Raw genomic sequence first — 10,091 nt, 5'->3', positions numbered from 1 at the left:
TTGCAAATAGAATAACAAGCGTTCTTTGTTGATGCAGAAACCTGCGGTTAATGGCACTTCGCTCGTTTCCAAATCGTTACCTGTTTAGTTTTTACAGCGAGGTAACTTCTTCTTTCTCAATTAGATACGTTTTAGAAATCATCTTACGCTGTGATTTGAGTCAAAATACAAAGCTTTATGAATGGGATTACAAACAGAGGTCTGCAAAATAGCGAAACTCCCTCTTATTTCTTTGTTTTTTCTTTCTTGTTTGTTTACTTTTCGGAGGGCATTATTTTCCGATGCAGAAGTGTTTGAAGATATTCCCAAGAACTTCATTTGTCGTAATCTGACCACCGGTAATCTCGGCTAATTGTTCAAGACAGAGGCGAAGGTCTTCACTGATTAAATCGCCACTAAGACCTGTATCCATGGCTTCAATGACACGGAGTATGCTGTCATTGGCGTGGACTAAGGCTTCATAGTGGCGGGCATTAGTTACAATAATGCTGTTTTCTGTTATTTCAGGGATATCGGCCACTTCATAAATTGCAGTCTCCAGTTCTGCCATGTTCTGTTTATGTTTAGCTGAAATATAGATGACATGGAATTTACTGTTTATCGTGATGGGCTTAAATTCCTTACGGTCCATCTTATTAAAAACCAGGAGCAGTTTCTTTTCTGCTGTGAGCTGCTGTATTTCTGTGTATTCTTCTGTTGTTGGCTGCTCGTCAACAACCCATAAGACAATGGTTGCTTCGCCGATTTTCTTGTAGGCACGTTCTATGCCTAACTGTTCCACTACATCTTTAGTTTCCCTGATACCTGCTGTATCAATAAAGCGGAAGGTAACTCCTTTAATCTCTGTCGTGTCTTCTATGACATCGCGGGTTGTACCATGTATGTTACTTACTATGGCTTTATCTTCATGCAGCATGCAGTTAAGTAGTGTGCTTTTACCGACATTAGTCTTTCCAATGATTGCAACAGGAATACCTTTTTTCAAAGCATTACCTGTTTCAAACGAGTGGATGAGAGTAGCAATTCGCTCATGAATCTTTTCTGCAAGCGTCTTTAACTCACTTCTGTCAGCAAACTCTAACTCTTCATGATCCGAGAAATCAAGCTCAAGTTCTAATAGAGATGTTATCTTCAACAGCTGTTCGCGAAGTCGGGATAACTCACTACTGAAATGCCCTTTCAATTGACTTAAAGCAAGTTTATGTGATGCTTTGTTAGTGGATGCTATAAGATCGGCTACCGCTTCAGCTTGACTTAGGTCCATCTTACCATTCAGATAAGCTCGCTTGGTGAACTCTCCCGGGGCAGCTTGCCGGCATCCGGCATCAATGAGCACTTTTACTACTTGGCTAAGTACATAGGTAGAACCATGACATGAAATCTCTGTGCAATCTTCTCCGGTATAGCTGTGTGGGGCACGGAAGACACTGACAAGTACCTCATCTATGATGTTTCCTTGCTGATCATGTATTTCTCCATAATGCACCGTGTTGCCTTTGGCTTCAAGCAGACTCTTCTTCCCAATACCACTGAAGACTCTGTCGGTTATCTCAATTGCCTTGTCACCACTTACTCGCACGATGCCGATTGCCCCTCCTGCTGAAGTTGCTAATGCACAAATGGTGTTACTGTTCATCAAATACGCTCCAATACCTTTTCAATCAGTCCGTCAATGGTATTCTTGTAGCCCGTATTGGCCTTTTGTGCCAATCGGTTGGCGATTACCATACAGCAGGTCATTGCCTTGTGTCCCATTAATGCAGAAAGCCCTGCGAGAGCAGAACTCTCCATTTCAAAGTTGGTGATATGCAGCCCCTGGTATTCGAAACTCTCAACTTTTTTATTTTGATCAGGGTCAGCTAAAGGCACGCGGAGTTCCCGTCCTTGCGGTCCGAAGAAACCACCGCAGGCAATTGTTATGCCACGTACCATATCATTTTGGGCAATACGGTCAATCAATTCCTTGTCGGCGTCAATTACATAGGGAGCACAAAGCAGTGGATTCCAATGCATATGCTTTTTGAAAGCCTCTTCAAGGCCTAAGTCACACACTTCGTTCCGCCCTGCATAAAAGTTTAGCAAACCGTCAAAGCCTATGCTCTTCACACTGGCTACATATGTACCCGATGGTGTTTCGGGTTGCAGACCGCCACATGTGCCGATACGTACCAGAGTTAATGTGCGATGTGCATCTTTCTCTGTGCGTGTCTTGAAATCTATATTTGCCAATGCATCCAGTTCGTTAACAACAATGTCGATATTGTCACAGCCAATACCTGTACTTAGCACAGTGATGCGTTTGCCTTGAAAGGTTCCTGTTATCGTATGGAACTCACGACTTTGAACTTCACATTCTTTGGTTTCAAAATGGCTTGCTACCAAGGCCACTCGTCCTGGGTCACCCACCAAAATTACTCTGTCGGCCAACTGCTCCGGGTTCAGATGCAGGTGGAAAATGCTGCCGTCTTCATTGATAATCAATTCTGATTCGGCAAAGAATTTCTTTTCATTCATTTTTATGTTCATTTAAGGTTTTCGTTGTTGCGAATTTCTTTTTCAAGTTTTGCTATGTCAATCTGCAGCTGTTCAAGGTTTTTCTCTCGTTCAACAATCGTTTTACGGAGTGCCTGCTTCTGTGTACCTGTGACACTCTCATAGTTGTCACGGAGGCGAAGCAGTTCTGTATCTCGTTTGTTATAATCTGCCTGAAGCGCTAAAAAGCGGGATACCTTTTCTTGATTTTCAGCCTTAAAATCATTGATATTTCTAAATGTTATGTTATCATTGATGACGAAATTGAGTTTCTTTGGCGAGTTCTTTACAGGCTTGTTGTGCGAAATAAGCTGTTTCAACCGATTGAGTGCAGCCTGTCGATCTCCGTTTTGCCAGGTCAGGGCTATAGATGCAATCTGTGCCTGGGCCTCAAGTTGTTTCGTCGTCAAGTTGTCTTTTTCATAGGAAAAACGCTGCTTGGTAGGAACGAAAGTATAGATACACACCTTTCCTTCAGGCATATTTCGGTCTGTGACCAACCAGCCTAATTCGTTTATATCATCAGTAATCAGCAGATAATCATTAGCTGTCGAATTGTAGGGCAACCCCATGTTTTCCGGCTGGTAGAAGCTGTGCTGTTCGTTGTTGTATCGTGTCATGAACAGATCATAGCCGCCAATACTGTGACTTCCCTTAGCTGCAAAATATAGCGTCATGCCATCTGACAGCATGAAAGGATAGTTCGGCTGCAGGTATGTATCATCTATGGCTGTAATTCGTGTAGGCTGTGCCCATTTTTTTCCAATTTTGTCAGCGCTGTAGATAGCCGTCTGTAGCGTATCTCCTTCAGCCAGGAAAGCCTGATCCCCCATGCCGTTGATAAAGGTTAAAGCTTCAGGAGATTGTGAGTTTCCTAAGAATTCCTTTGTTGGAATTATTTCTCCAATCTCTCTGTCTGTTGGAATTTGTTTCAGGAAGTCTTTTTTATCAACGATGATGCTGTCTGCAAATATCAGCTTGGCCGTGGCAGGCAGCATTTCACGAAACAGAGCGTTACTTGGACTGCTAAGCTTCGTCTGTGCATGTTGTGCCTTAGCTGTCACTTTCTTTCCTTTTAATCGGTTTTGTGCACAGAGTGGGAGAGAAAGCGACAAACAGGCTATCCAAAAGTATATTGCAGTTTTCTTAATTGTCATTTCTTTTTTGAATATAGGAGTTACAAATATAAGAAAAAAAAGAGAATAATGAAAATTTTAATGGATTTTTAAGTGTGGGCAGATTGCTAAATGCAAATTTACTTGAGTCTTCTGTAAAAAACAAAATTCGGTGTTCCTAAAGTTAAGTTTTTCCCGGGGACTGTCATTTCGTTCAGCTTCTGTTGCGGCAATATACACTGCCATGCATTAAAATTAATGGATGATAGATTTTCGGCCGTGGCCGAAAGTCAGTTTTTGTCGTTTTTGGTTCATCGGCCGCGGCCGAAGACCTGTTTTTCTCATTTTCTGCATTTCGGCCACGGCCGAAATGTTGTTTTTACTGTTTTTCACCCGTCGGCCATGGCCGAAAGCCAATTTTCGGCGTTTTTCGTTCGTCGGCCGCGGCTGAAAACCAATTTTCGCCGTTTTCTTGGTTTCATTCACGGATGACGAGTGTTTTTTGCCGTTTTCTTGGTTTCATCCACGGATGATGAGTGTTTTTCATCGTATTCTTGGTTTCATCCACGGATGACGAGTGTTTTTTTGCGTTTTCTGCGTTTCGCTCACGAGCGAAATGCTGTTTTCTGTGTTTTTCGCTTGTCGCTTGCAAGCGAAATGCTGTTTTTTGCGTTTTCTGCGTTTCGCTTATGAGCGAAATGCTGTTTTCAATGTTTTTCGCTCGTCGCTTGCAAGCGAAACGCTGCTTTTGGCAATTTCTGCATTTCGCTCACAAGCGACGAATGATTTTCTGCGTTTTTTGGCTTTCCAAGGGGTGGAAAATGCAGCCTGTGGCGTTTTTTGATTTTCCCAATGTTGGGATGGCCGATTTCCGCTGTTTTTTGATTTTCCCAAGTTTGGGAAAGTCATTTTTCGCTGTTTTTCAGTTTTCCCAATGTTGGGACGGCCGTTTTCTTCCGTTTTTCGTTCTTCCCAAGTTTGGGAAAGCTGTTTTTCTGTTTTCCTAAGTTTGGAGCTGTAGAACATCATCTGTTTTTTCATGGAACAAATGAAAATGTATTTGATTTTAAGGCATTGAGTATCGGGTATGCTGTTTTTATTCGTCGAAGTCATCGGTATCATCAAAGCCGAATAAGATAGGGTCGACAAAGGAATCGAGTGCACGACGCTCTTTCTTGGTAGGTCTGCCGGTTCCACGTGCACGGTCAATAAAACCGCTGATGCGGCTCATTTCGAGTAATTCGTATTGCTTAGCATCAGTTACGTTCTCATAAATTTCAGGAATAAACTTCGCCCCAACACGTTGTTCTATACATTTTAATACCTTATACGAATAGATGATTGGCGATTTCTTGACACAGATGATTTCTCCGGCCTTAATTGTATGGCTTGGTTTAACATTGACGCCATTGATAGTCACGCGATTGTTTTTACAGGCATCTGCAGCAAGAGAACGTGTTTTGAACACGCGTGCTGCCCAAAGCCATTTGTCTATTCTTGCTGTATCTGCCATGTCTTATTTCTTACCAAGCTTGTTAAATTGGTTCATCGTTATGTTTATGCCTGCCAATGCAAAGCTCTTGATGATTTCACAAGCGATGTCAATACTTGGCTGCAGACGCTTCATTTCGTCAGCGTCATATTTACCAAGCACCCAATCGACTTGTCCGCCCTTAGGATATTCGTTGCCTATACCCATGCGTAAACGGGCGTAATCCTGCCCGATAAGTTGTTGGATATTTCCTAAGCCATTGTGTCCGCCATTGCTCCCATTTGCCTTAAGGCGGAATGCGCCTAAAGGAAGAGCTATGTCATCACTGATGACAAGCAGATGGCTTTGAACGATGTTTTCCTTGTTGAGCCAATATCTTACAGCGTTGCCGCTGAGATTCATAAAAGTGGTAGGCTTCAGCAGGATGAGTTTGCGCCCTTTTATGGTTGTTTCTGCAATGTAGCCATAGCGCTTGTCTTCAAAATGAATATTGGACGCTTTTACAAAAGCGTCCAATACCATAAATCCTGTATTGTGGCGAGTATCCTGATATTCATCTCCCGGATTCCCTAATCCACAAATAAGAAACTTGTCCATTCCTGATTATTCTGCTTCAGTTGGAGCTTCGTCTTCTGCGGCAGCAGCCTGCTGTGCCTGACGAGTCATCTTGACTGAGCAAACAACCACATCCTTGCTCGTTGTAATCTCAAGACCCTCGAATGAAAGTTCGCCAACCTTGATGCTCTTACCAATCTTCAAAGCAGTTACATCAATGTCAAGATGCTCTGGGATTTGTTGGTAAGGAGCTGTTACGTTAATCTTGCGGATAGAGAGGTTCATGCGACCACCATCGCGAACACCTTGAGCCAAACCTGTCAACTTAACAGGAATGCCAATATTGATAGGTTTCTGATCGTTTACCTCGTAGAAGTCAACGTGCAGAGGTGCATCTGTAACTGGGTGGAACTGAATTTCTTTCAAAATTGCAGTGTGATGCTCTCCATCAATGTTCAGATTGATGACATAGATGTGTGGAGTGTAGATGATTTTACGAAGTTCACAGAAAGAAACTGTAAATGCATGTGCCTCTGGTCTGCCGTCAGCATCTTTCTTCTCACCATAGAGGTTACATGGAATAAATCCTTGTTTACGGAGTTCTTTAGAAGCTTTTTTGCCAAGGTCTGTACGCTTCTGACCTGATACGTTAATCTCTTTCATAATTTGTGTTACTCTAAATTAAATTGTTATGAATTAATTCGCCATCACACGAGATTGCTCTCGGAAAAGCGATGCAAAGGTAGTTTTTTTTCGTTTACTGTGCAAATTTCTACTAAAAAATATTGAAAAACAAGGGGTATCGCTTGCATATTCAGTTGAAAAAGTCTAATTTTGTGGCATCATATAAACGATAGGGGAAACCATAAATTATTAGAGAATGATTAATAGGGAACTTATAAGGATTAAGATCGTTCAGTTAACCTATGCGTACTATCAAAACGGTAACAAGAGTATTGATACTGCCGAAAAAGAATTGTTTTTCAGTCTTTCTAAGGCGTATGATTTATATCATTATTTACTGCTTTTGATAGTTGCTGTTACTCGTGAAGAACGTCATCGTGTGGAAATTGCAACACAGCGGGCACAACGTGAAGGACTTGAGATACCTTCACAGAAGTTTGCTTATAATAAATTTGCCGTCCAGTTAGAAGAAAACAAGATGCTTAATGATTTCATGGAAGCACACAAGATTTCATGGAATGATGATATAGAGTTCATTCGTAAGATGTGTAATCTCATAGAGGGCTGTTCTATATATGCAGACTACATGGCTTCTGAGGAGGATAGCTATGAGGCAGACCGCGAAGTATGGCGAAAACTCTATAAGCAGCTGATTCAGAACAATGCCGATCTTGATGCGTTGCTTGAAGAAAAGAGCCTCTATTGGAATGATGATAAAGAGGTGGTTGATACATTTGTACTGAAAACTATCAAGCGTTTTGAGCAGGAAAATACGAGTATGCAGGAACTGCTTCCTGAATATAAGGATGAAGAAGATAAAGACTTCGCCCGTAAACTATTCCGTGCAACAATCCTCAATGCTGATCAGTATCAGCGCTATATGAGTGAGGCCAGTCGCAATTGGGATTTTGGCCGATTAGCTTATATGGATGTCGTCATTATGCAAATTGCCATTGCAGAGATGCTCACATTCCCAAATATTCCAATAAGTGTTACTATTAATGAATATGTAGACTTAGCCAAACTCTACAGCACTCCGAAGAGTGGCGGCTATATTAACGGGATGCTTGATTCCATTGCCCATTTTCTTGTAGACAATGGAATGGTATTTAAGGCACTGAAAGTGCATGAAGCTAAAGAAAAAGAAAACAACTAATCAATTAATATCTTATCTAAATGAATGCAATGTTATTAGCTGCGCAGGCAGCGCAAGGTGGTGGAATGGGCGTTTTTATCATGATGGGTGCTATTCTTGTCATTTTCTGGTTGTTCATGGTTCGCCCACAACAGAAGAAGCAAAAGAAGATACGTAACTTTCAGAATTCACTTCAAGAGGGTGCTAAGATCGTAACAGGCGGAGGTATCTATGGAACGATTAAACGCGTAGATGTAAGTGCAGATACAGTTGATGTAGAGATTGCACGCGGTGTAGTTATTACGGTCAGCAGAGGTTATGTCTTTGAAGACGCATCATCTCAGACACCTAATGCATAAGATTCTCAAGTTAGTTAAGACTGTCAGGAACTTTCTGTTCAGTACGTTGAATAGGGAGTTTCTGATTTTTTTGTTCTTTCTCGGACTGAGTGGAACATTCTGGCTTTTGATGGCTCTTAACGAAACTTATGACAGAGACATTCCTGTGCCTGTCAAATTAGTAAATGTTCCCAAGAACGTGGTTATCACTCAGAATGTCAGTGATACGATAGATGTGATGATACGTGACAAAGGTTTTACGCTACTTGCTTATACTTATGCAAACAGGATACAACCGGTTACGATTGATTTTGAAAGTTATGCCAACAAAAGCACAGGGACAGGAAAGGTTTCTTTAGCTGATTTGCAGCGCTTGATATATCTTCGTCTCTATAGCTCTTCCAAGATATCGGCCATCAAGTCTGACCTGCTGACTTTCTATTTCAACTATGGTCAATCACGACAGTTCCCTATCCGTATAGCCGGACTTGTTGAAGCAGGAAAAAGTTATTATATCTCCAGAATTAAGTTTCAACCTTCCAAGGTTACCGTTTATGCAAGTAAGCGCGTGCTTGACAGTATTCAATGGGTTACAACCGAAACCTTATCCTTGCGGCATATAGAGGATACTATCAGTCGTGACGTATTGCTGCATACCATTAAAGGTGCCAAGATTATGCCGCAGAAAGTTCGCATGACAATCTATCCGGATATCTTGACCGAAGAAAGTATTGAGGTGCCGATTGTGGCTGTTAACATGCCAACTGGTAAGATGTTGCGTACATTTCCCTCCAAGGTGAAGCTTTCTTTCACGGTAGGGGGGAGCAGATTCCGTAATATTCGTCCTGAACAGTTCATGGTTGTTGCCGATTATAACGACATTGCCAACCATCCTTCTGACAAATGTCCTATCAAGTTGCGTCAGTTCCCCGATGTTATTCTCCGCCCAAAGCTACAGATGTCACAGGTAGACTATCTCGTAGAGCAACAATAAAGAACGTGAACTTAATGGAAAGAGCATTACAACGGTTTGCAATAACAGGGGGAATTGGCTCGGGCAAGAGTTATGTGTGCCACTTGTTGGAGGCGCGGGGAATCTCTGTCTATGATTGCGATGAGGCCGCTAAACGGTTGATGCGTTCAGACGAGAGCCTGCAGATGATGTTGCAACATCTGATAGGTGATGAGATTTGTCAAAATGGAATCATAGAGAAGAGGGTGCTTGCTGCATTCCTACTTGAAAACGATACCCATAAGCAAGCGGTTAATGATATCGTGCATCCAGCCGTGGCAAACGATTTTATGCTAAGCAATCTTCAATGGCTTGAAAGTGCTATCCTTTTCGAAAGCGGTTTCAATCACAGAGTGAAATTCAATCATGTCGTCTGTGTGTCTGCTCCATTAGAAATGAGAGTCCGGCGCATCATGGAGCGCGACTCAATCACTCGTGAAAGCGCTTTGCAATGGATTGACCGCCAGATGCCACAGGAAGAAATAGAAAAACGGGCTGATTTTGTCATTGTGAATGACGGACGTGCCAGTCTCGAAACACAGATAGATAAGATGTTTGTAGATTTCAATTGGGAAATATAGAATATTAATCAGAAATATAAAACAATTTAAGAAAATGGAAACAATCCTTTCAATCGCAGGTAAACCAGGACTTTATAAACTGGTTTCTCGTGGTAAAATGAATCTCATTGTTGAGTCACTTGATGAAACTCATAAACGTATCCCGGCCTTTGCTTCTGACCGTGTGACAAGCCTTGGTGATATTGCCATGTACACTGACGCCGATGATATTCCATTGTGGAATGTTCTCGAAAATGTTTGCAAGAAGGAAGGCGGTAAAGAGGTTTCTGTAAACTATAGGAAGTTGAGTCCTAAAGAACTTCGTGCTTATTTCGCTGAAGTGTTGCCTAATTTCGACCAGGAACGTGTGCACGACAGTGATATCAAGAAGTTGCTTCAGTGGTATGACATCCTTGTAAAGGCAGGTATTACCGATTTCGAAAAGACGCTTGCACCGACACAGGGAGATAATATTGACGATCGCAAGGACGCAGAATAATCCCATAAATCGGCTTTGCTTTTTACAAAATAAAGAGCAATGGAGTGTCAAAAAATGAACATAACTCCGAAAGTTATTTTGTCTAACTTTCGGAGTTTTCCTATTTCCCCCGTGAGGGAAAGTCGATTTTCGCTATTTTTCGTTCATCGTACCCCTACGAAAGCCTCTT

General features: G+C 41.9%; 13 protein-coding genes. 5 read left to right on the top strand and 8 right to left on the bottom strand.

What is annotated here, in order from left to right:
* Positions 1–271: 271 nt before the first annotated feature.
* The 8 genes from mnmE to HMPREF2983_RS00150 form a co-directional block, all read right to left on the bottom strand.
* Complete coding sequence (gene mnmE / locus HMPREF2983_RS00180) at positions 272–1,636, bottom strand: tRNA uridine-5-carboxymethylaminomethyl(34) synthesis GTPase MnmE (protein ID WP_070665522.1); 1,365 nt, start codon at positions 1,634–1,636, stop codon at positions 272–274.
* The gene (locus tag HMPREF2983_RS00175; protein ID WP_070665524.1) at positions 1,636–2,514 is read right to left on the bottom strand and encodes a nucleoside phosphorylase; all 879 of its coding nucleotides are present in this window, start codon (positions 2,512–2,514) and stop codon (positions 1,636–1,638) included. The genes mnmE and HMPREF2983_RS00175 overlap by 1 nt, the downstream gene beginning before the upstream one ends.
* Positions 2,515–2,522: 8 nt before the next feature.
* Positions 2,523–3,689 carry a hypothetical protein gene (locus HMPREF2983_RS00170; RefSeq protein ID WP_070665520.1) on the bottom strand — a complete coding sequence of 389 codons (1,167 nt, stop codon included), beginning with the start codon at positions 3,687–3,689 and terminating at the stop codon, positions 2,523–2,525.
* Between the two features lie 213 nt (positions 3,690–3,902).
* Positions 3,903–4,133 (bottom strand): hypothetical protein, encoded by a 231-nt coding sequence (locus HMPREF2983_RS13700; protein WP_141757597.1) that lies wholly within the window; start codon positions 4,131–4,133, stop codon positions 3,903–3,905.
* A 201-nt stretch (positions 4,134–4,334) separates the two neighbouring features.
* Positions 4,335–4,688, bottom strand: coding sequence for a hypothetical protein (locus HMPREF2983_RS00165; RefSeq protein ID WP_070736625.1), 354 nt, complete (start codon positions 4,686–4,688; stop codon positions 4,335–4,337).
* A 55-nt stretch (positions 4,689–4,743) separates the two neighbouring features.
* Positions 4,744–5,160: an RNA-binding S4 domain-containing protein gene (locus HMPREF2983_RS00160; RefSeq protein ID WP_004371023.1), complete on the bottom strand. Its 417-nt coding sequence runs from the start codon at positions 5,158–5,160 to the stop codon at positions 4,744–4,746.
* A 3-nt stretch (positions 5,161–5,163) separates the two neighbouring features.
* The gene (pth, locus tag HMPREF2983_RS00155; protein WP_070665516.1) at positions 5,164–5,736 is read right to left on the bottom strand and encodes an aminoacyl-tRNA hydrolase; all 573 of its coding nucleotides are present in this window, start codon (positions 5,734–5,736) and stop codon (positions 5,164–5,166) included.
* A 6-nt stretch (positions 5,737–5,742) separates the two neighbouring features.
* Entirely contained in the window at positions 5,743–6,357 is a 615-nt protein-coding gene (locus HMPREF2983_RS00150) for a 50S ribosomal protein L25/general stress protein Ctc (protein ID WP_004371021.1), read from the bottom strand.
* 217 nt (positions 6,358–6,574) lie between these two features.
* Here HMPREF2983_RS00150 and nusB point away from each other — a divergent pair, with 217 nt between their 5' ends.
* Genes nusB through HMPREF2983_RS00125 form a run of 5 tightly spaced genes read left to right on the top strand, consistent with a single transcriptional unit; the run spans position 6,575 to position 9,922 of the window.
* A complete protein-coding gene (nusB, locus tag HMPREF2983_RS00145; RefSeq protein ID WP_070665513.1) occupies positions 6,575–7,534 on the top strand; it encodes a transcription antitermination factor NusB in 960 nt (319 codons plus the stop codon).
* 20 nt (positions 7,535–7,554) lie between these two features.
* Entirely contained in the window at positions 7,555–7,872 is a 318-nt protein-coding gene (yajC, locus tag HMPREF2983_RS00140; protein ID WP_004371019.1) for a preprotein translocase subunit YajC, read from the top strand.
* Entirely contained in the window at positions 7,865–8,845 is a 981-nt protein-coding gene (locus tag HMPREF2983_RS00135) for a CdaR family protein (protein WP_070665511.1), read from the top strand. The genes yajC and HMPREF2983_RS00135 overlap by 8 nt, the downstream gene beginning before the upstream one ends.
* A gap of 14 nt (positions 8,846–8,859) precedes the next feature.
* Complete coding sequence (gene coaE, locus HMPREF2983_RS00130) at positions 8,860–9,444, top strand: dephospho-CoA kinase (RefSeq protein WP_070665509.1); 585 nt, start codon at positions 8,860–8,862, stop codon at positions 9,442–9,444.
* A 34-nt stretch (positions 9,445–9,478) separates the two neighbouring features.
* The gene (locus HMPREF2983_RS00125) at positions 9,479–9,922 is read left to right on the top strand and encodes a DUF5606 family protein (protein ID WP_070665507.1); all 444 of its coding nucleotides are present in this window, start codon (positions 9,479–9,481) and stop codon (positions 9,920–9,922) included.
* Positions 9,923–10,091: the final 169 nt, after the last annotated feature.

Source organism: Prevotella sp. HMSC077E09 (genome assembly GCF_001814685.1).
Classification (GTDB): Bacteria; Bacteroidota; Bacteroidia; order Bacteroidales; family Bacteroidaceae; genus Prevotella; species Prevotella oris.
Note: the sequence above shows the minus strand (reverse complement) of the source record. Positions and strands in the feature narration are given on the sequence as shown.

Excerpts from the sequence above, each read along its gene's own strand:
- mnmE (WP_070665522.1), bottom strand. The coding sequence starts at position 1,636 with ATGAACAGTAACACCATTTGTGCATTAGCAACTTCAGCAGGAGGGGCA.
- HMPREF2983_RS00175 (WP_070665524.1), bottom strand. The coding sequence starts at position 2,514 with ATGAATGAAAAGAAATTCTTTGCCGAATCAGAATTGATTATCAATGAA.
- HMPREF2983_RS00170 (WP_070665520.1), bottom strand. The coding sequence starts at position 3,689 with ATGACAATTAAGAAAACTGCAATATACTTTTGGATAGCCTGTTTGTCG.
- HMPREF2983_RS00165 (WP_070736625.1), bottom strand. The coding sequence starts at position 4,688 with ATGAAAAAACAGATGATGTTCTACAGCTCCAAACTTAGGAAAACAGAA.
- HMPREF2983_RS00160 (WP_004371023.1), bottom strand. The coding sequence starts at position 5,160 with ATGGCAGATACAGCAAGAATAGACAAATGGCTTTGGGCAGCACGCGTG.
- pth (WP_070665516.1), bottom strand. The coding sequence starts at position 5,736 with ATGGACAAGTTTCTTATTTGTGGATTAGGGAATCCGGGAGATGAATAT.
- HMPREF2983_RS00150 (WP_004371021.1), bottom strand. The coding sequence starts at position 6,357 with ATGAAAGAGATTAACGTATCAGGTCAGAAGCGTACAGACCTTGGCAAA.
- nusB (WP_070665513.1), top strand. The coding sequence starts at position 6,575 with ATGATTAATAGGGAACTTATAAGGATTAAGATCGTTCAGTTAACCTAT.
- yajC (WP_004371019.1), top strand. The coding sequence starts at position 7,555 with ATGAATGCAATGTTATTAGCTGCGCAGGCAGCGCAAGGTGGTGGAATG.
- HMPREF2983_RS00135 (WP_070665511.1), top strand. The coding sequence starts at position 7,865 with ATGCATAAGATTCTCAAGTTAGTTAAGACTGTCAGGAACTTTCTGTTC.
- coaE (WP_070665509.1), top strand. The coding sequence starts at position 8,860 with ATGGAAAGAGCATTACAACGGTTTGCAATAACAGGGGGAATTGGCTCG.
- HMPREF2983_RS00125 (WP_070665507.1), top strand. The coding sequence starts at position 9,479 with ATGGAAACAATCCTTTCAATCGCAGGTAAACCAGGACTTTATAAACTG.